This window comes from Pristimantibacillus sp. Z349TD_6 (genome assembly GCF_056173205.1).
Genome location: NZ_CM149662.1, coordinates 6,747,112 through 6,770,070 on the forward strand (window position 1 = coordinate 6,747,112; position 22,959 = coordinate 6,770,070).

23 protein-coding genes are annotated in these 22,959 nt (G+C 44.8%); 12 read left to right on the plus strand and 11 right to left on the minus strand.

The features are described 5' to 3' along the window. The first annotated feature begins 227 nt into the window (after positions 1 to 227). A complete protein-coding gene (locus tag AC0VYE_RS29220) occupies positions 228 to 959 on the plus strand; it encodes a response regulator transcription factor (RefSeq protein ID WP_076267256.1) in 732 nt (243 codons plus the stop codon). Between the two features lie 8 nt (positions 960 to 967). Further along, on the plus strand, positions 968 to 2,719 hold the full coding sequence (locus tag AC0VYE_RS29225) for a cache domain-containing sensor histidine kinase (protein ID WP_475444207.1): 1,752 nt from the start codon (positions 968 to 970) through the stop codon (positions 2,717 to 2,719). Between the two features lie 135 nt (positions 2,720 to 2,854). Here AC0VYE_RS29225 and AC0VYE_RS29230 read toward each other — a convergent pair whose 3' ends face one another. The 3 genes from AC0VYE_RS29230 to AC0VYE_RS29240 form a co-directional block, all read right to left on the minus strand. Next, on the minus strand, positions 2,855 to 3,691 hold the full coding sequence (locus AC0VYE_RS29230) for a sugar nucleotide-binding protein (RefSeq protein WP_475444209.1): 837 nt from the start codon (positions 3,689 to 3,691) through the stop codon (positions 2,855 to 2,857). Between the two features lie 175 nt (positions 3,692 to 3,866). Continuing rightward, the gene (locus AC0VYE_RS29235; RefSeq protein ID WP_475444211.1) at positions 3,867 to 5,351 is read right to left on the minus strand and encodes an amidase family protein; all 1,485 of its coding nucleotides are present in this window, start codon (positions 5,349 to 5,351) and stop codon (positions 3,867 to 3,869) included. A 141-nt stretch (positions 5,352 to 5,492) separates the two neighbouring features. Further along, complete coding sequence (locus AC0VYE_RS29240; protein ID WP_256710836.1) at positions 5,493 to 6,461, minus strand: DMT family transporter; 969 nt, start codon at positions 6,459 to 6,461, stop codon at positions 5,493 to 5,495. A gap of 117 nt (positions 6,462 to 6,578) precedes the next feature. Here AC0VYE_RS29240 and AC0VYE_RS29245 point away from each other — a divergent pair, with 117 nt between their 5' ends. Then, positions 6,579 to 7,931, plus strand: a complete 1,353-nt coding sequence (locus tag AC0VYE_RS29245) for an aminotransferase-like domain-containing protein (RefSeq protein WP_076267260.1) — start codon at positions 6,579 to 6,581, stop codon at positions 7,929 to 7,931. 3 nt (positions 7,932 to 7,934) lie between these two features. On the opposite strand, the gene pruA is transcribed toward AC0VYE_RS29245, so the two are convergent. From pruA to AC0VYE_RS29260, 3 genes are read right to left on the minus strand one after another with little or no spacing between them, the layout of a single operon-like run. After that, positions 7,935 to 9,482: an L-glutamate gamma-semialdehyde dehydrogenase gene (gene pruA / locus AC0VYE_RS29250; protein WP_076267261.1), complete on the minus strand. Its 1,548-nt coding sequence runs from the start codon at positions 9,480 to 9,482 to the stop codon at positions 7,935 to 7,937. 60 nt (positions 9,483 to 9,542) lie between these two features. Beyond that, entirely contained in the window at positions 9,543 to 10,445 is a 903-nt protein-coding gene (rocF, locus tag AC0VYE_RS29255; protein ID WP_475444214.1) for an arginase, read from the minus strand. A 5-nt stretch (positions 10,446 to 10,450) separates the two neighbouring features. After that, positions 10,451 to 11,662 (minus strand): ornithine--oxo-acid transaminase, encoded by a 1,212-nt coding sequence (locus AC0VYE_RS29260; RefSeq protein ID WP_475444216.1) that lies wholly within the window; start codon positions 11,660 to 11,662, stop codon positions 10,451 to 10,453. A 169-nt stretch (positions 11,663 to 11,831) separates the two neighbouring features. Here AC0VYE_RS29260 and AC0VYE_RS29265 point away from each other — a divergent pair, with 169 nt between their 5' ends. Beyond that, a complete protein-coding gene (locus AC0VYE_RS29265) occupies positions 11,832 to 12,143 on the plus strand; it encodes a hypothetical protein (protein ID WP_475444218.1) in 312 nt (103 codons plus the stop codon). A 79-nt stretch (positions 12,144 to 12,222) separates the two neighbouring features. Here AC0VYE_RS29265 and AC0VYE_RS29270 read toward each other — a convergent pair whose 3' ends face one another. From AC0VYE_RS29270 to AC0VYE_RS29280, 3 genes are all read right to left on the minus strand, one after another. Beyond that, the gene (locus tag AC0VYE_RS29270) at positions 12,223 to 12,519 is read right to left on the minus strand and encodes a DUF6509 family protein (RefSeq protein ID WP_475444220.1); all 297 of its coding nucleotides are present in this window, start codon (positions 12,517 to 12,519) and stop codon (positions 12,223 to 12,225) included. Between the two features lie 109 nt (positions 12,520 to 12,628). After that, complete coding sequence (locus AC0VYE_RS29275; protein ID WP_076267266.1) at positions 12,629 to 13,561, minus strand: manganese-dependent inorganic pyrophosphatase; 933 nt, start codon at positions 13,559 to 13,561, stop codon at positions 12,629 to 12,631. 136 nt (positions 13,562 to 13,697) lie between these two features. Then, positions 13,698 to 14,291, minus strand: a complete 594-nt coding sequence (locus AC0VYE_RS29280) for a GNAT family N-acetyltransferase (protein ID WP_076267267.1) — start codon at positions 14,289 to 14,291, stop codon at positions 13,698 to 13,700. Between the two features lie 346 nt (positions 14,292 to 14,637). On the opposite strand from AC0VYE_RS29280, the gene AC0VYE_RS29285 reads away from it, so the two are divergent. The 8 genes from AC0VYE_RS29285 to AC0VYE_RS29320 all read left to right on the plus strand — a co-directional run bounded on the left by AC0VYE_RS29285 (position 14,638) and on the right by AC0VYE_RS29320 (position 21,268). Continuing rightward, the gene (locus AC0VYE_RS29285; RefSeq protein ID WP_076267268.1) at positions 14,638 to 15,189 is read left to right on the plus strand and encodes an RNA polymerase sigma factor; all 552 of its coding nucleotides are present in this window, start codon (positions 14,638 to 14,640) and stop codon (positions 15,187 to 15,189) included. Continuing rightward, positions 15,182 to 15,946 carry a hypothetical protein gene (locus AC0VYE_RS29290; RefSeq protein ID WP_475444223.1) on the plus strand — a complete coding sequence of 255 codons (765 nt, stop codon included), beginning with the start codon at positions 15,182 to 15,184 and terminating at the stop codon, positions 15,944 to 15,946. The genes AC0VYE_RS29285 and AC0VYE_RS29290 overlap by 8 nt, the downstream gene beginning before the upstream one ends. Before the next feature lies 1 nt (position 15,947). After that, a complete protein-coding gene (locus AC0VYE_RS29295) occupies positions 15,948 to 16,829 on the plus strand; it encodes an ABC transporter ATP-binding protein (RefSeq protein ID WP_076267270.1) in 882 nt (293 codons plus the stop codon). Beyond that, positions 16,826 to 18,115 carry a hypothetical protein gene (locus AC0VYE_RS29300; protein WP_475444226.1) on the plus strand — a complete coding sequence of 430 codons (1,290 nt, stop codon included), beginning with the start codon at positions 16,826 to 16,828 and terminating at the stop codon, positions 18,113 to 18,115. Before AC0VYE_RS29295 ends, AC0VYE_RS29300 begins: the two co-directional genes overlap by 4 nt. Positions 18,116 to 18,127: 12 nt before the next feature. Beyond that, positions 18,128 to 19,273 carry a hypothetical protein gene (locus tag AC0VYE_RS29305; protein ID WP_475444228.1) on the plus strand — a complete coding sequence of 382 codons (1,146 nt, stop codon included), beginning with the start codon at positions 18,128 to 18,130 and terminating at the stop codon, positions 19,271 to 19,273. Between the two features lie 163 nt (positions 19,274 to 19,436). Continuing rightward, positions 19,437 to 19,865, plus strand: coding sequence for a MarR family winged helix-turn-helix transcriptional regulator (locus AC0VYE_RS29310; protein ID WP_076267273.1), 429 nt, complete (start codon positions 19,437 to 19,439; stop codon positions 19,863 to 19,865). Between the two features lie 91 nt (positions 19,866 to 19,956). Continuing rightward, positions 19,957 to 20,790 carry an NAD(P)H-binding protein gene (locus tag AC0VYE_RS29315; RefSeq protein WP_475444230.1) on the plus strand — a complete coding sequence of 278 codons (834 nt, stop codon included), beginning with the start codon at positions 19,957 to 19,959 and terminating at the stop codon, positions 20,788 to 20,790. Then, complete coding sequence (locus AC0VYE_RS29320; RefSeq protein WP_475444231.1) at positions 20,783 to 21,268, plus strand: anthrone oxygenase family protein; 486 nt, start codon at positions 20,783 to 20,785, stop codon at positions 21,266 to 21,268. Before AC0VYE_RS29315 ends, AC0VYE_RS29320 begins: the two co-directional genes overlap by 8 nt. A gap of 9 nt (positions 21,269 to 21,277) precedes the next feature. On the opposite strand, the gene AC0VYE_RS29325 is transcribed toward AC0VYE_RS29320, so the two are convergent. Both AC0VYE_RS29325 and AC0VYE_RS29330 read right to left on the minus strand, forming a co-directional pair. Continuing rightward, positions 21,278 to 21,733, minus strand: coding sequence for a GNAT family N-acetyltransferase (locus AC0VYE_RS29325; protein ID WP_076267276.1), 456 nt, complete (start codon positions 21,731 to 21,733; stop codon positions 21,278 to 21,280). Between the two features lie 323 nt (positions 21,734 to 22,056). Beyond that, complete coding sequence (locus AC0VYE_RS29330) at positions 22,057 to 22,950, minus strand: sugar phosphate isomerase/epimerase family protein (RefSeq protein ID WP_076267277.1); 894 nt, start codon at positions 22,948 to 22,950, stop codon at positions 22,057 to 22,059. Positions 22,951 to 22,959 lie beyond the last annotated feature (9 nt).

A 22,959-nucleotide genomic window follows, 5' to 3' on the forward strand; every position in this document is an offset into this window, starting at 1 on the left:
AACGCTTTCTAAAGTATAGGATTGATTGATTATTTACATAAGGCATCTAATCTTAGATTTAAGTATCATTATTTGAGCAATCCCATTCCGTAGTATCATTTTATCGGTTAACGTATCATTTTTATCTTAGATGCCGCATGGCTTCTCTATGAACACATTAGCCTGATCCTGCTGTGCTATAATCTCATTATCAGCAAAGGAAGACTACATCGTTAAGAGGTGATGAGATGTACAGGCTGCTGCTAGTTGATGATGAAGCGGATACAAGAGAAGCTTTATCTTCCTACTTTCCGTGGCAGGAGGTCGGTTTTCAAATTATCGGCCAATGCGGAAACGGTAAGGAAGCATTGAATTTCATTCAAAATCATGACAAAATCGATGTCATTCTTACCGATATTAAAATGCCTGTCATGTCCGGCCTTGAGCTTGCCGAGGTCATTCATGAGCAGAAGCATAATATTCATGTTATTTTTCTTAGCAGCTACCGCGAGTTCGAATATGCCCAGAAGGCGCTTCGTTATCGAGTCAACAACTATATCGTGAAGCCCGCAAAATATCAGGTTTTATTGGACGTATTCGCCGGCCTGAGAGACGAGCTGGAAGCAGCGAAGCACGCCTTGGATCAACCGCCTTCTGGCACGAGCAACGAAGGGCTGATTATTACACAAATTAAAGCGTATATCCAGAATCAATATAAAGATGCGAATCTGGAGGATGCGGCAAAGCAGGTATATTTGAATGCTAACTATTTGAGCTATTTGTTCAAACAAAAAACCGGTCAAAATTTTACCGATTATCTCATACAGGTGAAAATGAAGGTTGCGATGAGGCTCATTCAGGAGAACCAATTTAAAACATACGAAATTAGTGAAATGGTCGGCTACAGCAATGCCAAAAATTTCACCCGGACATTCAAAAGTTACTATGGCAAGACACCTAGCGAATGTAAGAACGGATGATCTAAACGATGAAAGAGCGCTATTTTATCAAGCATTTGGCTACTTTTCTCATTCCTTTAATATTGCCTTTAATCATATTAGGCTCGTTATCCTTTATAACCACACAGAGGGACATGAAGGCAGACATTAACAAGAACAGCCGTTTCCTGCTATTGCAATCACAGCGCCAGATCGAGATGATTTTGGATGAACTAGACACGTTGAAGCTTGCATTATACCAGAACGCTAAAGTTTTCAATGAGCTGTCCAACGTTCTGCAAAATCCGATCTATACGTATGAGAGTTCTACTTCGTACCAAATTATATCCAGCTATTTGAATGCGCTTACCAGCTCAAAACCTTATATCCATTCTATTTATTTCTACTCGGACAATCCGAATGGCCGTTTCGTGTCCTCACTTGACGGCTTGTCTTCAATCAACCGTTTCAACGATACGGGCTGGTTCGAGGAATTCATGAAATACGATGGGCCCGCTACGGAATGGACGTCCAAAAGGGAAGCCAAAATTTTTGCGTTCGAGACGCAGCCGACCGAATTAATATCTATTTACAACGTGCTGGCGCCACGGAAAATCGGTATTATTTTAAACGTTCGTCCAAAATATATTGAAAATATTTTATCCAACATCACCACGTATAAGGATCAAATTCTGCTCGTTCTAAACGAAAATAATCAGATTATTTTCTCCAATAAAGAAGAAAATATTTTAACAAATGCCGAGCTGGATCAAATGGCAAACCACCCATCCACCTATTTCGATCTGGCTTCCTCACTGGGAGAAGTAAACGTAACGAAGGTGGAATCGGAGCAGTACAACTGGAAATACGTGTCCGTCATTCCGCATGCTTCGTTGTACGAGACACCCTCGCGCATATTAAACTATACAATCATTTTTGCGTGCTTGTCCTTCTTTTTGGGACTTGTTTTGACCTTTTATTTGACCCGAAAAAATTATAGGCAGCTGCTTGCTATAACCTCGCTGCTCAGATCTGCCGAGAATAATCGCACGCCATTGAAGCCGCCTAGCAAAGTTAATGATGAATATTCTTACATTATTCAGAACATGATCGCCCATTTCATTGAACATCGCTATATTCAAACCCAACTCTCAGAGAAGAAATACAAGCTTCAAGTGATGGAGCTGCTTGCGCTTCAATCCCAAATCAATCCACATTTTTTGTATAACACGCTCAATTCGATTTATTGGGAAACCGTCGGCTTAACAGGAAAACCGAACAAAGCGAGCGATATGATTGAGAACTTGTCCGACATGCTTTCCTATTCCTTCAGCCGTCCAACCAATGAGGTAACGTGGGAGGAAGAAATCGCGAACACCGTCAGCTACATCAATATTCAGAAGAAACGGTACAAGGATACCTTCGATGTACTGTTTGAATACGACGAAGAAATACTCAAGCTCCATACGATGAAGCTGCTGCTTCAGCCTTTAGTCGAGAACAGCTTATACCATGGCATAAAGGAAAAGACCGGGAATGGCCTGATCAAAATAAAAATTTTAATCATTGGGGAACAGCTTCGGCTTGTCGTCTCCGATAACGGGAACGGCATTCCTTCAGACCGGCTCACTGAAATCAGGAGATCTTTGGTTGCATCCGAAGAGCAGTCCAAGCACATCGGCTTATTGAATACGAATAAACGGCTGAAGCTGCTGTATGATCGGAGCTATCACATCACGATCAAGAGCAAGCAGGGGCTCGGGACCGTGATCAGTATTACACTCCCCCAAATCAAGCAATAGAAATGAAGAGGACAGGATTGTTCCTGCCCTCTTTATGATAGATGACGCTCTATGCTTCTCGGGACCAGTCTGTTGTCACAGGGCTGTTTAATAAAAAAAGCCGCCGCCGGCAGCCCCATCCTTTTCAAACTATTGCTACTCTTTATTCAAATAATCGCTCACTAAATATGATATCATCTCAGCATTAGTGCTTCGCGGAGCGTTGGCAAAGTCATCGCGATTTGAACGCAACTGAAAATAATATGTAGCAGCATCATCTTCATATAATCGTTCTCGCAATATACTCTTTTCGCTTCCTAATTGCTTTAAAATTTGTTCATAAAATTGCCCTTGTGTCAGCGTATCCACTGCGTCTAAATGAAAAATTCCTTTTAGCTCTTCTTCAATAATGAAGCGCAGCTGTTTAGCGAGCAAAACATCCAGAAGATTGTTAAACACGAGATTGCTGTAAACCTCTATCTCTTTATTATTTTCGATACTATCTTTAACGGTGTTCCATCTCGGAGAATCTTTCCCCCATATCGCGGGTATTCTGACAATCATCGCTCGTTCATTCAAAATTTCTGTAAGCATGTTTTCACATTCGATTTTGAATTTCCCATAATCGGTTCCGGAAATAGGGAGATCTGTTTCAAAATGAGGCTTTGAGAAGTCTCCATCAAATACGTTCGTCGTAGAAAAGAAATACAGTCGACTATTATGCTTAGCTAATTCCATAGCCAATTCTTTATGGAACAACAGCTGTTGATCAAACTCTCCTCTTAAGCAAGAAATAACAATATCGGGTTTAATCGAATGGATGATTTTCTTCATTTCATCCATTTGCTCAACATCTAATTTGTGCTGCTTATCAGCAGGCAGACTCGTAAATGATGAAGAATAAGTGCCATACAGATCAAAACCGTGCTGCAATTCATCGACCAATGCCCTTCCTACAAGACCGCTTGCACCTAGAATAAGTACCTTTTTCATTATAAATCCACTCCTCCAAAGCACCTTTATTAGAAAACGATCTATAACGAATAAAAGATACGCAGTCTCTAAAACATAACAAGCCATACTGGTTTCTATTCCTTATTTCTTCCCAAAAAACAGACGCAAACTAGCGGATTATATCCGTTGTTTACGCCTGCTTATTTCAAGCTATTCAATTAAAAGCTGACGGAGATACACGATGCTTGGTCGCCTGCTCAAAGCCATAGGCTAGTTTAATTAAGGTAGGCTCGCTAAAGGCTGTACCAATAAAGGTGACCCCCTGCGGTCCCTTGGTCGTATAACCGCCTTCGGCAATGATTCCCTTCTCCGCATAACCGCCAGGCACGGTAATGACCGGATAACCCGCTCTTGCGGCAAGATCATCGCCATCATCATTGCCTAGAAACAACAAAGCATCCAGTTGATGCCCCTGTAAAGCGAAGTCAATTCCATGCTTGCCTGCCAGCTCTTTATTTCTCAAAATACTATCGACATATTCCTGTTCGGTCAACGTTCCGCTCGTTTCCTCCGCCGACAGCAGCGTATCCTGCCCATATTTTAAAGCAATGTCTGCGTGCTCTTCGTTATAAGCAATTAGCTCCTTCAAGGAATGAACAGGAACCGATTCATCCAGCTTGCCGAGGTAGTCATTGATATATTTTTTGAATTCATATCGCAGCACATGCCAATCCCAATCAACCTTCTCACACGGCAGCTCAACGGGATCGATAATCGTCGCGCCAGCCTGTTTCAAAACCGCAATAGCCGACTCCATGATCGCAAGCCTGTCTTCGTCCAAATCTTTATAATAAAAGCGCGGAATTCCGATCCTTGCTTGCTTTAAATAACTAGCATCAAGAAATGGCGTATAGTCGGATTGAGCTTGCTTTGCCCCATTTACCGTAACCGCATCTCGCTCATCGGCGCCTGCCAATGTTCCAAGAAGAATAGCCGCATCCGTTACCGTTCTAGTCATCGGGCCTGCCGTATCCTGACTGTTTGTAATCGGTATAATGCCAGTTCGGCTTACTAAGCCTATCGTTGGTTTAATTCCTACTAGGCTCGTTTGGCTTGCAGGGCTAATGATGGAGCCCGAAGTTTCCGTGCCAATTGCAGCAGCTGCCAAGTTGGCGGCAACCGCAGCGCCCGATCCCGAGCTTGAGCCTCCAATGAACAGTTCTCCCGGACCATATGGGTTAAGCACAAGGCCTCCTCTTGAGCTGTATCCCGCCCACATCGTGCCTGACATGAAATTAGCCCATTCTGTCATGTTCGCTTTGCCTAGCAGAACCGCTCCTGCGGCACGTAATTGCGAAGCAACAAAGGAATCTTCCGCAGCATATGAATTCGCTAAAGCTACGGATCCCGCGCTTGTGTGCATATTGTCGTGTGTATCGATGTTGTCCTTGAGCAAAATCGGAATACCGTGCAGGCTGCCACGACTCCCTTTTTCTTGTCGCTCTTTATCTAAAGCTTTGGCAATCTCAATGGCATCGGGGTTCGTTTCCAAAATAGATCGAAGAACGCCATCATATTTGCTGATTCGCTCCATATATAGCTGGACCAGCTCTTCTGAGCTTATCCATCCCTTTTCCATTGCTGATTGCATGCTTGTAAAATCCGCTTCCACAATCCATGTATCCTTATTCTCGATCACTTGATCATCCCCTTAACGCCGCTTCTAATAACCTACAAACCTAATCATATCCATTATTAGAGCAGCTGTCAGCGTAGAGAATGAGTATAACTAAGCTTTCCGGCAGCAGCTGTTCGACTCAGATGGAATCGCTGCCTTCTGTTATCGTTCCACCTTTTGAGAAACACTTATCGAAGATGTTCCCTTTCTTTTACCGAATGCCCCCATGTTCGTGCCCAGCACACCAACAAGGATAACTGCAGCGCCAATGAAATGGTAGTATGCCAGCTTCTCGCCGAGAAACACAAATCCACCGATAACAGAGACCAACGTAGCCAGATGATTAAATACGCTCACTTTAGACGCTTCAAGCTTGGATAAGGCGTAATTGCTGAGCAAGCTGGATACGAGCGAAGAGAGTACGCCCAAATATAATATCGATAGGAGGAACACTGGACTGGCAAATGGTTCAAAATAATGAGCAATCGTTCCTTTGGCGACATGTTGACTTATTGCGATAAAGTTAAATACAAGGAAGCCAATAGCCGTCATCATATACGTCATCGACATTACCTTCATGCGACCTGAGAGTCGCCTCGCTAGTACGCTGTAGCCTGCCAAGGAAAGAGCTGACAAAAGTATGAGCAAGGTGCCTTTTACATTAGAAATATCGATTGACGTCCCCTTCATGACAAAGATGAATATAACCCCAACAACGGAGAGCAGGGTCGATAGCTTCTGTACCTTAGTCGTCCGCTCCTTCAAGAAATACGCTGCGGCAATCATCGTGAAAATAGGCACTGTGGCATGAATAATGCCTGCTTCTGCGGAGGATGTAAACTGTAATCCATAGGCTTGGAAAGCAAAAAACATCGACGGATAAAAGACAGCTAGCGGAAGAATGCTTAGCATATCCCGTGCTTTAAGCTGCAGCTTGATCCAACCGAATAAGACTGGTATTGTTGCCGCAATAAAAGATATGGTGAAACGGTGGGCGAGACTGTCCAGCGGACTTGTAACCGTCAAGGCTAATTTCCCGAAAAGAAAAGAAAGCCCTACGATAGTGGAATAAACAATAATCGCTGTATACGCAAGCCGTTTCGACTTCAAATTATTGTGTGTTGTCATCATGGTCTACCTCCTAGTAACTGTTCGCTTTATATAGGTATCGTATCTCCAAAGCTGCACATGCTACAATATACAAAAAAGCCATCTGTATCGGTACAGATGGCAGGAGGTACTGTTAAAATGTACTTTTATTTAAAGCTCATGAATGAGCTGGAGGAGCTTATTGCAAAGCAGCCCTATAAAGATGGGCAGAAGCTCCCTTCCATTCGAGCGCTGGCAGAGCAGTTCAATTGCAGCAAGAGCACAATTATTAAAGCTTTGGATGAGCTGGAGAAACGCCATCTCATTTATGCGATGCCAAGAAGCGGCTATTTTGTTGTAAAAGGGATGAACGCCGCTCAAGATGAAGCAGCTCGCCTGCTCAACTTTGCAGCATCGGCGCCCGATCCGGCATTGTTTCCTTATTTGGATTTTCAGCATTGCATTAATAAAGCAATCGATACTTACCAGAAGGACTTATTTGTTTATGGCACCGCCAAAGGAATGGATTCCTTAATTGATATCGTTCGCAAGCAATTGATGAGCTATCAGGTGTTTGCGCCAGAGCGCAATATATTTGTTGTCTCCGGGGTTCAACAGGCGCTGTCTCTGCTTGCATCTATGCCATTTCCGAGCGGCAAGCAGAAGGTGCTGATTGAGCAGCCAGGTTATCATCTGTTTATAGAGTATTTACAAACACGGCATATACCCGTAATCGGCATCGAACGTCGTTTCGCCGGCATTGATTTCAACAGGCTGGAGGAGATCTTTCGCACAGAGGACATTAAGTTTTTTTATACGATGCCGCGGTTTCACAACCCGCTTGGCTGCTCCTATTCGAAGAAAGAGAAGCAGCTGCTCGCTAAGCTGGCCGCCAAATACGATGTATATATCGTTGAAGACGACTTTCTAGCTGATTTCGAGCAGAACAGCAAAGCCGATCCGATCTATGCTTATAACGACTCCTCTCATGTCATCTATTTAAAGAGCTATTCCAAAATTATATTTCCCGGCCTGCGGATCGGTATTGCGGTCATTCCTGATTTACTTGCACAAGCGTTTCGACTATACAAAAAACAAGACGACATCGACAGCTCCATGCTGTCGCAAGCCGCTCTTGAAATCTATTTGCGCAGCGGCATGTTCGAGCGTCATCGCGCCAAAATCCGCGGGAAATACTCGGCAAGGGCGAAGCTTCTCGATACGGCGCTTGCGAAGGAAGCTTCACGCAGCAAAGGTGCCTTCACCTATGAGCGATCCAAATATCCGATCGTTCATACTCATATTTTGCTTCATGAGACCATTTCTGTCCCGCTTCTAATCAGCAAATTGCGCAAGGAGGACATACTGGTTGATGCCATGGATCGTGACTACTTGTCTACTTTTCAGAGGGCAAATCTATTGAAGCTTAATGTGACCAATGTGATTGAGGGGAACATTGAGAGCGGCATTGAACGGATCGGCAGTTTGATAGCCCAATCCGCTCGCCTATAACGATTAGAATTTTTCTGATACAACCTTCGCCTGCGTGAAGAGCAGCAAGTAATCACGCCCGCCAGCTTTCGAATCTGTACCTGACATATTAAATCCGCCAAAAGGATGGACGCCAACTAAGGCACCTGTACACTTGCGGTTAAAATAAAGATTGCCGACATGAAACTGCTCGCGGGCCTGCTCCAATCTGCTGCGGTTCCGCGAGATGACGGCACCCGTCAGCCCATAATCGGTGTTGTTCGCGATAGCAAGCGCTTCGTCAAAGCTGCCTGCTTTAATAAAAGCGAGTACTGGCCCGAATATTTCCTCTTGCGCGATGCGGGCAAGCGGAGCGACATCCTTAATGATTGTAGGTTCAATGAAATAACCGCTGCTATCTCCAATTTTGCCGCCATGCACGATGATTCCTTCGCTGCGCCCAACCTCGATATATTTTAAAATACTCATGTAGGCTCGCTCGTCAATGACCGGTCCAACGTAAGTAGACTGCTCGCTTGCTTTCCCAAGCTTTAGCCGTTTTGTTCGTTCAACAACCTTGTCAATAACCTCGTCATAGACGAGTTCATGCACAACAGCACGCGAACAGGCCGAGCATTTCTGTCCAGCATAACCGAAAGCGGATGCTGTAATCGCATCGGCCGCCAGCTCAAGATCCGCCTCCGCATCAACAATAATCGTATCCTTGCCGCCCATCTCTGCAACGATGCGTTTCAACCATTTCTGATCCGGCTGGCCGGTAGAGGCTTTCTCGTTAATACGCAGGCCAACCTCCCTTGACCCCGTAAAGCATATAAAGCGGGTTAATGGATGCTCCACCAAAAAATCACCCACCTCATTTCCCGCGCCGGGCAAGAAATTCACAACACCGTCAGGCAGCCCTGCCTCCTCCAGCAGCTCAACAAATTTCGCCGCGATAACAGCCGTCGCGCTGGCCGGCTTTAATACTACCGTATTGCCGGCAACAACCGCCGCCATGGTCATACCAGCCATAATCGCAAGCGGAAAATTCCATGGCGGAATTATAACGCCAACGCCAAGCGGGATATAGACTAGCTCATTATCCTCGCCTGCTGCAGCAACAATAGGCTGACGCTCTGCAAGCCGTTCCATCTCCCGCCCATAATACTCCAAAAAATCGATGGCTTCGGCTGTGTCTCCGTCGGCCTCCGCCCAGCTCTTGCCCGCTTCATAAACGAGCCATGCAGAAAACTCGTGCTTACGCCTTCGCAGTAACGTCGCTGCTTTATACAATACTCTCGCCCTCGCAGAAGGCGTCACTTTCTTCCAATGCTCGAAAGCCTCTGCGGCGGCAAGTATGGCTTTATGCGCCAGCTCGGAATCCGCCTGTGAGACGATTCCTACAAGCTGCCCAACATCAGAGGGATTGATTGATTTTCGCTTTTGAATCGTCTCGATGCGGTCAGCTCCAATCCTTAGAAAATATTCTTGGCCCAGCTCCAGTTCAACCTTGCGCAGCGCCTCCTGAAAATCATTAATATGGTCGATTACCGAAAAATCGGTAAATGGTTCGTTCTGATATGGCTCTCGCATAGCTCAGTTCCTCCTGCTCATTCGAATCTTTGCTAGTCGCTTGAGGCGCTTTCTCCTGATTCACAAAATCTGTTCGCCCAGCAGCGAGCCAATTAGCTCCACCGCAAGCTTAGCCGTCTGGTCATTATGGTCGAGGCTTGGGTTAACTTCCACAACTTCGGCTGATGTGACCAGATCCGATTGATAAAGAAGCTCAAGTGCAAGATGCGCTTCACGGTAGCTGAGCCCGCCCCTGACAGGCGTGCCCGTACCCGGTGCCTCAACCGGATCAAGGCTATCAATGTCAAAGCTGACGTGGACGCCATCAGTCGTTTGCTTAAGCTGCTGTATTACCTTCTCCATTACGCGTGCAATACCATGGCGATCAATATCATGCATAGTATAACAAGCGATGCCTAAAGATCGGATATAGGCCTTCTCACCGGAATCAAGCGATCTGGCTCCGACAATCGCGACATGCTCTGGCTTTATTTTGGGTGAAAATCCTCTTAAATTCGTTAACAATGGGATGCCTCTGCCAAGGCTGATGCCCAGCGACATTCCATGTATATTGCCCGATGGACTTGTATCCTCCGAATTCAAATCCGAATGCGCATCAAACCAAATGACTCCAAGATTTTTATAATGCTCGGCTAAGCCAGCAATCGTCCCAATGGAAATGCTATGATCTCCGCCTAGCACTAACGGGAATTCCCTTGCCGCAACGATCTCCGATACGCGTTCAGACAATCGGCTGGTCACTTCGTGCACCTCAGATAAATGTTTGGCATTTACGGATTGAAGCGGCGGTATTGGAGTGATTAAGCCAATCTCACCCGCTAACCGATGCGGGATGTGAAGCTCCGCCAGCATGCGGCTAAGCTCTGCCGCCTGCAATATATGCGCTGGACCAAGCTCCGCACCGGGATTCCCTGCCCCTTTCCCAAAAGGAACAGCAACGATTGCCACCTGTTGAATGCTCATCGCCGTCACGCTCCTGCCTGTATGCTATTCGCGAAGACCGTTTGAATTTGTTCGAAGGCAAAGTCGAGCTCCTCTTCCGTGATGATGAGCGGCGGTGCCAACCGAATGACATGCTCATGTGTTTCCTTGCACAGCAGCCCCAGCTCCATCAACTTCTCGCAATAAGGCCTTGCAGGCGTCGAAAGCACAATAGCGATGAACAATCCGCGTCCTCTAATTTCAGCAATGTCCGGATGGCGCAATGTAGCAAGCTTACTCAACAAATACTGCCCCAACAGCTGCGAGCGTTCCGCCAGCCCTTCCTCTTCGGTTACTTCAAGCGCTGCAATCGCAACAGCGCAGCTAAGCGGATTTCCTCCAAAGGTTGAACCGTGAGAGCCCGGCTCGAATACATCCATAATGCTCCCGTTCGCGGCGATAGCCGATACAGGCATGACCCCTCCACCCAGCGCTTTCCCCATAATATAAATATCAGGAATGACATTTTCCCAATCGCATGCAAATTTTCGTCCTGTACGCCCGAAGCCGGTTTGAATCTCATCTGCCACAAGCAGCACCTGCTGTTCTGCACATAGCTGAGCAACAGCAGCAAGAAATCCATCCGGAGGAATCCGAATGCCCGCCTCGCCTTGAATTGGCTCAATCAATATCGCAGCGGTATTCGGCTGCATCACCGACTTCACTGCCTCTAAATCGCCATATGGAACAACACGAAATCCAGGTGTAAAGGGGCCGTAACCTTGCTTATATTCCTCCGTTGAGGAGAAAGACGTCAGTGTCAGTGTTCTGCCATGGAAATTGCCCTCAAAAGCGATGATTTCAGCTTGATCATTCGGTATTTTCTTGACGCTGTAAGCCCAGCGACGTACAGCTTTGATCGCCGTCTCAACTGCCTCTGCCCCTGTATTCATAGGAAGAATTCGTTCCTTGCCGGTATAGGCTGCCAGCTTCTCGCAAAACGCACCAAGTGCCTCATTATGAAAAGCTCGTGATGTAATCGTGACCTTATCCGCCTGCTCCTTTAACGCTCTAATGATCCGAGGATGTCGATGCCCTTGATTCAATGCCGAATAAGCGCTCAACATATCCATGTAGCGAGCACCTTCTGAATCCTGCACCCATATGCCCTCTGCGCTGCTAATCACAATCGGCAGGGGATGATAATTATGGGCGCCAAATCGCTCTGCCAGCTCAATATCCTTATTTGCCCTGTTCATCACCTGCTCCTCTCTGCATGCACCGCAAAAAATAGCTGTTTTTGAATTTTATGCGGTTAAGGGGTGACAAATAACAAAGGGAACCGAGGATAGGCAGAAAGTAACAATTTCACTTGTACAAATCCGCGAGGCTTGCTTTAATAATATTTGGGGGAAAGGGGGTTGAGTGATGAAAAACAAAAAGGTTTTTCTTTCAATGCTAATTAGCCAAATCTTGTTCGGAATGTTTACGATTGTTTGGCTTTTTGTCGCGTTAATGTCTGTTATGATGTTCGACTCGCCAGGTTCAGAAAATCTATTCTGGCCTGTGCTTTTATTTATTGTGATTTGGCTTTATCCGGTAGCTCTTATTTTGTCCATTATTGCAAGCTGGGTGCTTTATCGGTTCAACAAAATGAAAATAGCGGTTACCATCGCAATGGTACCGCTCATTTGGGTGCTGCCTCTTATCGGTTTTTTAATCTATGCCAATGTCAGCTAATCGATGACATGGCTAAAAAACGCTGCCAGCCCTGCTCCATACTGAATTATGTATTATAATTCAACTGCTAAAAGGCTGTTTATTCCTCCGGCTTGTCAAAATGCTCCTGACAAAACGCCAGTACCATCTTCTCTTCATCCTCTTCCAGCTCAAAATCAATGTACTTGTTGGAGGAAGTAGTTAGAAATTCATACTTCGCGATGCGGGCTGCATCCTCTTCGATTACATAAATGACACGGAGCGTCACGCCCTCATCATGATAAAGCTCATCATCATCCGCTACATCCAGATCAAGAATGAATTCATACCTCTTTCCTGACAAAATGCCAAACGGGTCCTTCATTAATTCAGCGCTATATTCTGTTACAGTAAACATGTCATCCGCTCCTTCTTCTCTAGTATAGCAAAACAAAAGCAGCCTGAAACTTGAAATCCAAGCTTCAGACTGCTATTTTTTTGGCAAACGGCTGCTGCCTCGCTGTTTCTTACAGGCTGCTTAGCGTTTCTGTAAGAACAGGTACGATTTGCGATTTGCGGGAAACAACGCCTTTGAGTACCGCTTTATTGTCTACCAACGTTACGTTGTAAGCTTTCTCAACCGCGTGGGCTTGAGCGCCAAGTGCCAGCGCTACGGAATCATTGTTCAATATGTCCGTTACAACAAGCACAAACAGATCCAGACCTTTTGTAGCAATAATATCGTTAAGAGCTGCTTCCAGCTCAGCTTGGCGAGAAATAACATCGTTTGTATCAACCGCGTTTACTTGCGCAATTTCTACTTTGTAGCTGCCCATTGCGAATTCTTTCGCATCTAGGGAAATCAGCTGTGCAATCGTTTTGTCGCTAAGATCCGCGCCTGCTTTAAGCATGTCCAGACCATAGCTTTCTGCATTAACGCCAGCGATTTCAGCAAGCTCGCGAGCGGCTGCTACATCTTGCTCCGTGCAAGTTGGCGATTTGAACAGCAAGGAATCAGAAATGATAGCAGACAGCATAAGGCCAGCAATTTCTTTGCGGATTTCAACGCCGTTCTCTTTGTACAATTTATTCAAAATCGTCGCTGTGCAGCCTACAGGCTCAGCGCGGAAATATACAGGGTGGCTTGTCTCGAAATTAGCAATACGGTGGTGATCGATTACTTCAAGTACACGTACGCTGTCGATATCGTTTGCGGATTGTTGACGCTCATTATGATCGACCAAAATAACCGTGTCAGTCTCATCAGCAACATTCTCGATCAAACGAGGTGCTTGGATGCCGAAATAATCAAGTGCGTATTGTGTTTCGCCGTTAACGTCTCCAAGGCGAATCGCCTCAACGTCAGCACCTAGCTTTGTTTTTAGCTCAGCGTATGCGATCGCTGATGTAATCGTGTCGGTATCCGGGTTTTTGTGCCCGAAGATAAGCGTTTTAGTCATTTCGAGTACTCCTTAAAAGTTATTTTTCGGCTGGACCAAACAGTCATTAACGGCCCATGTCCTTTTGTAAATGATATACTAAAAACCATTATAGCTTTAAGTGCTCTTTATTCCTATACCTTTACACTGAATTAAATCAGAAAATTTGTGAATGTTGTATGTGCTTAAGTTTGTAGTAACTGTATTCCCTATTTTCAATAACGATATTGTTTTGAAATTCAAAACCGCATTTTAGGATCACTTTATTCGATGGTACGTTGCGTATCTGAGCGATAGCCACGAGCTCCTCGACATTCGTATTTTCAAATAAATAGTTAATTAATCCGTTTGCAGCTTGAGTCGTGTAACCCTTATTTCTATGATCATTTGAAATTCCATAAAAAATCTCTCTGTTTGGCGGCGATATTTTATCCAATATTCCTGTCCCGCAAATACCGATAAATTCGCCAGTATCTCTGGATATTATACTCAGTCGCAGACGCAGCTCTCCAATATCGCCATCTTTGGATACCGCTTCTAAAAAACGCAGGTTTTCTGGTATTTCATAATGGTTGAACCAGTCTGTCCTTTGTTCCTTAGAAACATTCCAATCCAGCAAAAATTTATGAAAATGAGGCTGCCAAGTGAGATTATGCAGAGCATCTAAATCCTCGACCTGATACTCTCTCAAAATAATATCTTTGCACGCTATAGTTAAAATGCTATTGCCTGTATTTTGTGAATGACTCATCGATATCCTCCTAATGTATAGAAGGAATACAAAGCAGAATATAGAGAAGCATCATAAATCACAAAAAAAGCAGCAAATCACAAGGATTCGCCGCATGATGTGATGTATAACACACTTTGCTTTGTTTCCTTGTAATAGTAAAAATAGAATTGTAGATTAAACTATTACAAAGTAACTGGCATAGTGTTGATTCCCCTTCCAAATATAACCTGATAAAAATTGTAGCAAAATTCAAGCTCAAAGACAATTAAATATACAGAATCTTTCTGTGCATGCAAACTATTTCTGACCGGACTTCGAATATACAAGCAAGCGGCAATTTACTATGTGGGAAAGAGAGAGCGATATGGACACAGAAGCAGCATGGATCAAGCAAGTTCAGCGACAATCCAGTGAAACGGCAGCGAATGCACTCGTTTCCCGGTACTACAAGGAAATGTACAGCTACGCGTACAGGCAAACAACGAACAAACAGCTGTCCATGGATCTTACACAGGACATTTTCATTCATATGCTGCAGTCGATTGGAAAATTTGACGGCGCCCGCGGTTCCTTCCGTACTTGGCTGTACAAGCTTGCCACAAACCGAATCGTCGACTACTATCGCTCCAAATATTACAGCTATACCCGTCATACCGCTCCGATAGAGGAGGAAATGCCAGATGACGGCGATTTTACATTGGAAATAGAAAAAAGAGAGCAGATTGAAACGATAATGCTCCAGGTAAATCAAATGGATGCTGCCTCACAGCATATTTTCCGCTTGAAGTTTTTTGCTGAGTACACGTTCTCTGACATTGCGCCGCTGCTCAATATTCCAGAATCAACAGCGAAGACCAAATACTACGCCATGATCAGAAGGCTAAAAAAACAGCTTGGAGGCGACAGCAATGAATGAGCAAAAATTTCAGCAAGTCGAACTGCCGGATGAACTTGAGATGGAACAGCATATCCGCAGCATTGTTGCAGCTGGCCTTGTACCAAAGCAAACGTTCTATCACTATTTACGAACGATGTATCGTCGTCTCGGCTTCAGGCATCTGTTCCATGACTGGACAGAAATCGTCTTTGCGCTAACTGCCGGGTTCGCTCTTATCATCTGGTTCGCACTCACCGCATTTGAACGTACAAGAGTACTGAGTGAAGACCTATATTCAGCCATATTCATCGGATCTCCCGTTTTGTATCTCGTCATCGCTCTCCTATTTTTTGTCCGCCGAAAGTACAGCGATACGTATGAGACAGAAATGACCTGCAAGTATAATGTGTACCAGCTTGCCTCGCTGAGGATGCTTGTATTCAGCCTCGCCTGCATGGTCGTTAATGCGGTTTTAATTGTCGCGGCAGCCATCATTTACAGCCAACTAAACGTTTTATTCGCAATATCGCTGTCAGCCGCCTCACTATTTCTTTTCTCTGCTGCTTTCTTGTACATCATGGTCAGCGTGCATTCGGACATGATGAAATATGTGCTCATTGCAGGCTGGTTTATTTTGAATCTGACTCTCCTGCAGCTAAACAAAGAGTTATATCTTCATTTCATTTCCGCCATTCCAATTTCTATTTATATTGCAGTCGCCATCCTTGGATGCGCCATATCCTTAAAAAATCTTAAGAAGCTAACGACATTCCAAAGCTCGGAAGGAGCTCTCTGACATGCTAACCGTACAAAATGTGTCCAAACGCTTCGGCAACTTCAGCGCGCTGGAGCACATTAATCTTGAATTCAACAACGGCGTTTATGGACTGCTCGCCCCGAACGGAGCAGGGAAAACGACGTTGATTAAAATGCTAGTCACACTGCTGTACCCCAGTGAGGGTGAAATATTGTACAACGGCGAAAATATTATAAGGCTGGATGAACGCTATCGCGAGCAGCTCGGCTATCTTCCCCAGCATTTCGGCTATTACAAAAATTATAGTCCGCGGAAATATCTTCTCTATATTGCGGCTTTAAAGGGCATCGAGACCGCTGCCGCGAAGTCCAAAATCGTGGAGCTGCTGAAGCTCGTTGCGCTTGAAGATGTGATCGATAAAAAGATGAAAAAGTTTTCCGGAGGCATGATCCAGCGTGTCGGCATTGCACAAGCGCTGCTGAATGATCCGCGAATTCTTATTCTGGACGAGCCTACAGCGGGTTTAGACCCGAAGGAACGAGCACGGTTTCGCAATATGTTGACCAGCCTAGCGCGTAATCGAATCGTTATATTGTCTACACATATCGTGTCGGATGTGGAATCGATTGCGAATGAAATTATTTTGATCAAGGACAAACGCGTGCTGCATAAGGATTCCATTGCGAATATTTGCAGCCTCATCGACGGTATGGTGTATGAAACTACGGTTGATTTTGATGCTGCAGATGCATTTCGACATTCGTATCTGTCGCTTTCTGAGAAGCAGGAATCAGGTCGGATGAAATTTAGGTTTATAGGCACAGGGCATCCTAAGCCCGATTGGCACCCCTCAGCGCCAAGCCTTGAGGATGTATTCATCTACATTTATCAGGATGAATCCGCTGCGGAACAACCGGTATGAGCTGGAAAATTCGAGTTTACGAGCTGAGAAAAGCGCTTCTCTCACCCGTCATTATCGCGCTGCTGCTGGTGTTTACCGCTTATAATCTATTCCTCATTGCTCAAGAAGCTTATAAGAAGGATGAAATGAGCATATTGAACGAGCTTGTTGCGCAGTTCGGTTCCGAGATTACTAAGCCAATGCAGGAGGATTACAAGTCTTACTATTTGTCGCGACTGAACAATATGAACAAGCTGACGAACAAACGGACATCTCAAACGTATGAGATGCCCAGCGATTTTTTTGAATATGAAAATTATAAGCGTTACGTGACCGATCAACCGAATCTTTACAGCACTGATGAGCTAGATTTGTTTAATGAGCTGCGAGTTATTCAAAATTATTATTTCTTGATGCAAGACATCGATGATACCTATGCTGGGTTCGATATGAAGCAGATCGCCGAGGGCGAGATAAAGAAATATGGATTCAGCGGCTCGGCGGCTGATTTGGTGAGACAGCGGTATGACCACATTGCTGAGAGACTACATCAGCTTATCGCAAGTGGCGAGCACAAGAATCTATTCTTCATTGGTCAAATCTATCAATCACATGCGATGCTGTTCAAAACGCTCATTGGATCTATTTTGCTGCAGCTGATGATTTTAGTTGTATTAATGACCGGGTATATAAGCAATTACGAATTTGAGCAAGGTACACATCTGCTGCACTACTCCACCAAACGAGGCAGAAGGCTGCAAACGGATAAGCTGCTTTCCTCCTTCGCAGCCAGCATAATCGTGACGACCGCTCTAACCGGAATTTCGTTGTCCGCCTACTTCCTGACCTTTAGCTACAAGGGGCTTTGGAAGGTGCCGGTCAGCAGCTTTTTCAATTGGGAATTCGGTATGCCTTATCCTTATTTAACTTGGCACTCGATGTCTTATATTGCCTATTTAGGCTGTGCTATCGCGCTCATCTTTGTGCTCCTGCTTATCTTTACCGCCATCACCTTTGTGTTAACCGCAATTATTCGCAACAGCTATTTGGTATTTGGAGCATTTGCCATACTTTTCGGCTCTTTTCTCCTAATCATCAACCTCGTACCAAGAGATTTAAAGCTTATTTTATTTACAGGGTTTACTCCCTTTCATCTTGTATTGAATCCGAAAGCGTGGTTTACAGCAAGCGGCGCCTTCATGAGCCTTCCAAATAACGAATGGATTACAGCTGGCATTTGGCTGGCGCTACTAACACTGTGCTGCATCCTCTGCTTTCATCAATTTAAACGACAAAATATTAATTAGATAGGAGCTCCTATGACAATCGTGCTGCATGAAATAAAGAAGGTTTTTGGCCTGAGGATGGTCATTATGCTTCTAGCGATCAATGTTGTATTTTATTTCTTATTCATACAGTTTTATTTTCAACATTTTCCTAACGGAAATCCCGATACTGAAATTCATAAAGCCAGCATTGAGATGAAAAAGGATTATGGCACGCATATGGATAATGCTGAGTATGAGCTGTTTAGACAGAAATACGATGAAACAATCGAAAAAGCAGAACAATTCATGAAGACCGATCAGCAATTCATGGATGCTGGGATCACTACCTATGAGCAATTTTACAACAGTGATTATAACAATGAGCAACTGAACAAGCTCCATAATTATGCTGTATTCGAGTCGGATACCGAACTGTTCTGGGAGCTGCAAGCACGCAGGTACATGATCGAACGCTATGAAAATAGTGAAAAATATCCTTACAACGCATATGGCGAGGTTGATGCGAAGCAGCAGAATAGAATGGAGAAGCATGTTGCTTCCGATGAGGGTGACTCGATATTTACCGATGTTGTTTTCAGTAATTATATGAGTTTAATCATCTACATGACCGTTCTTATCGGTTTAAGCATCCTCTTTATGGTTTCACCTATTTTTCTTCACGATAAACGAAGCAAGCTTATTCATTTGCAATATACTGCGCGAATCGGACGAAGGCTTTTCTTGCGAAAGCTTACTGCTGCAATGATTTCCACACTTCTTATCGTAACCGTACAGCTTGGCGTCTTCTTCCTCATGTATAGCAGGCTGGGAACAGGATTATTTCTGGACTCGGGCATCAATTCGATATTTAATATAGGTTACTTTTGGTATGATCTCACATTCGGACAATACATCGGTCTGACTGTAGCAGCTATATATGCGCTCAGTCTAATCACCGCGGTGTTTGCAGCATGGATCTCGAGCATAGCTCCTAATTACATGGTTATCATCGGACTCCAAATCCCTTATGCTTTTCTGATGTTTGGATGGATGGAAAAATTACTAATCGGTAGACTTGCCGATATTTATTACTCGCAGCATGTGCAGCCGCTAACTTATTTACTTCTTGCCGCAGGCGCAGTTCTACTATTTGTTCTTCGCTGGCGGAGTGAGCGACGAGCAGATTTGCTCGTGTAGCAAGCATGATTGATCTAACTGTTAGTTAAGATGCTGAGGCAGCCTAGAATTAAAAAGAAATACTTAGGCTGCCTCAGCCATAAAAAATAGGCTTTACAACAAATTGGAAATATATTATATTTGTATGCACAAACAACTTTTATGTAAAAATGAGGTAATGACGATGCTGGATACGTATTTAAAGGAATGCCTGTACTTCACTGCAAACCGATTGGGCAGAATTATCACAAAGATGGCAGAAGATGAATTTGCCGTTAGCGGCATGTCACCCACGGCTGCTTTTTTATTAATGGCTGTGTATGAGAAGGATGGCATCTCACAGAAGGAGTTAGGCGAGATTCTCCATCTCCAGCCCTCCACAGTGACCCGTCTGATTGAGAAGCTTGTTATCAAAGGGCTGCTCACCAGCCGAGTAGATGGGCGTTTATCACTTATTTCCGCCACCGAGAAAGGCAAAGCATTAAATGACACGATTAATGAGTGCTGGATGAATTTGCGTAAACGTTACGCCTTATTGCTCGGTGAAAAAGAAAGCGAAGAGCTGTCCTTTCAACTATGTGCGGTAAGCGATCAACTAGAAAATAAAGAATGAAAACATCTTCTTTATTTAAGAAAACATTTGCTTGTGCAAACAAGTTAAATAGTTTTATTGAATATAAATAAAAACGCAAAGGAGAGATTTTATGAAAAACAAACCTATTTTAATCATTGGAGGTACCGGTAAAACGGGTCGCCGCGTAGCAGAAAGATTGACCGCTCGTGGACTGCCCATACGAATCGGCTCCCGCTCAAGTGATCCTTCGTTCGATTGGGGAAATCCGTCAACATGGACAGCGTCCCTGCAAGGCGCAGAGTCTGTATATATTACGTACTACCCCGACTTAGCGCTTCCCGGTGCTGCCGCATCGATCGGTGCTTTCGCTGAGCAAGCAGTGAAACAAGGAATCAAGCGCTTGGTGCTATTGTCCGGCCGAGGTGAAGAAGAAGCTCAGCTTAGTGAGAAAGCACTGCGCGACTCTGGTGCTGACTGGACGATTTTGCGGGCGAGCTGGTTTTGTCAAAATTTCAGTGAAAGCTTCCTGCTGGATTCCGTACTCAGCGGAAGTGTCATACTCCCTGCCGCGGACGTAGCTGAGCCATTCATCGACGCGGATGACATTGCCGATGTCGCAGTTGCAGCGCTGACTGAGGATAGCCATATCGGCAAGCTTTATGAGCTGACTGGCCCGCGCGCGCTCACCTTTAAAGAAGCTACCGAAGAAATTGCGTTAGCCAGCGGCAGAGATGTCCGCTACGTACAGGTAACCTCCGAGCAGTTTATCTCTGCGCTTGCGCAGCAGGATATGCCTGATTATGTTCTCACGTTATTGACTGAGCTATTTACTAAAGTGTTGGATGGACGCAATTCACATCTGACAAATGGCGTTCAGCTCGCTCTGAACCGTGATCCTCGGGATTTTACCGACTATGCTCGAGACACCGCAGCTACAGGTATATGGAGGGCTCCAAATGTTTGATCGCTCCATCGTTATCTTAACTTTTTTCTCTGCTCTTGGCTCAGGCTTGATGGCCGGATTGTTTTTTGTCTTTTCGACGTTTATGATGACCGCTCTCTCGCGTCTTCCTGCAGCGCAAAGTATTGCTGCCATGCAATCCATCAACGTCGTAATATTGAACCCGTTGTTTGGTCTAGTGTTTTCTGGGACAGCTTTAGCAAGCATCTTACTTGCGATTGTCTCATTTTTCCGATTAGGTGAACCCGCGGCAACCTATTTGCTTGCCGGCAGCCTTCTCTATCTCATTGGCTCCGTTCTAGTAACGATTGTATTTAACGTACCTTTAAACGATATGCTTGCCTCAGCAGACCCAGGTGTCGTAGGCCCCGAATTATGGACGCGTTATGTTGCCAGCTGGACGCCATGGAATCATGTACGAACCATTTCCACCATTGCGTCGTTGGTTTGTTTTATTATAGCGTTCCGACATTCGAGCTAACGGTGGTACTTAAAGCTTCTTTTCAAAGCAAAGGCTTGAATCGCAGGAAATATATTCACCATATCTATCAATTTCATAATAATGATGTTTTTTATAGAAATGAAGCGCTTCGGGTTGTGGAGCCCCTGCTTCCAAACGGATATATTGATAATTCATATCCTTCGCTCTGGCTTCTAAATCCTTCAAAACTTGTGCGGCTATGCCGTTCCTTCTAAATTCGGGGCTGACATAAAATCGTTTTAATTCTATATACTCCTCATCCAGCGGTTTTATGGCTCCACATCCAACCGGTTCTCCTTGCTCGTACGCAACCACAAATACAATTTGCTCAATTCCAGGATCACTAAAATCTACTGTAAACACTTCCTCTGCCGTATATCTTTGCGCTAAATCCTCATCCAGCTTCTGAATAAGTCGATGTAAATCTGTATCGGTATGTGATACTTGTACAATTTTCACAGCCATTTCTGCACGTCCTCTAGTTTGAATAGTTACATGATTATCAATCGATGGTATTCCGTCTTCTATTATTTTACCGAATTCGCTTCACCCTTTCCACCTTAAAGCTAACTGCAAAAGTCAAAAAAGCTCTCATGGACTAAGCCATGAGAGCTTTCTTTTGGGCGGTTTCATGAGATTTTCGCTTAAATCTACATCACACATTCATCTTAAACCGATGACTAACCTCTTATTTGCCGCCGTGCAGCCAGACGGTTTGCCTTCCAGCTGGACTGCTTGCAGCCAATAATTCATCTGTAGAGAACGATTGAGGATGCTCCATGCTTGTTTTATTGTCCTTTAAAAGCTTTCAAAAACTGAACAGCTTTGCTAATATCCGCTTCTGGACTCGTACCAACTTCACGCTCGATCGTCAAATAACCTGTATAGCCAATTTCCTGAAGCGCTCGCAAATATGCCGGCCAGTCTACAGTACCATCACCAAGCGGCACTTCGCGGAACGCGGAGCCAGTCTCGGCCATCGCAGCAATTTTCTCATGGTCGAGTGAAACCTCGTAGCCATAATCGCCATAAACGTCGCGCGGATCAACATCTCCCAGCTTCACGCCGTCCTTCGCATGCGTATGAACGATATAATCCTTAAGCGTGTAGACGCCTTGGACAGGATCATCTCCTGTAACCATAACCATGTTGGCAGGGTCAAAGTTAACAGCTACGCCTTTGGTGCCAAGACCATCAAGAAACGACTTCAAATGCGCAGACGTCTCAGGCCCTGTCTCAATCGCAAAATAAGCGTTCATGTCATTTGCAAATCTAGCCAGCTCTTCGCATGCCGCATGCATCGTCTCATAAACACGGCTGTTTTTGTCGCTTGGAACGATACCGATATGCGTCGTAATAATGTTTGTTCCAAGCTCCATGCCAAGCTCCATAATCCGTTTGGATTTATCGATTTTCGCACGGTTTTCCGCAGGGTCCTGAAAACCATGGCCGCCCAAATCGCCAACTAGAGCGGAAATATCAAGGCCTAGCCCATCAATATAAGACTTCCATTCTTTTCTTGCAGCTGCGTTCAGGTTAGCAGGGTCCAGCTCGCCATGTACCGCATACATTTGCACGCCATCCGCACCAACCTGCTTCGCTTTAAGCAAACCTTCCTTTACACCAACCTGAAAGCTATCCACGATAACGCCGATTTTGTTCGTAATGATAGGTGATGTCATCTTCGAGTC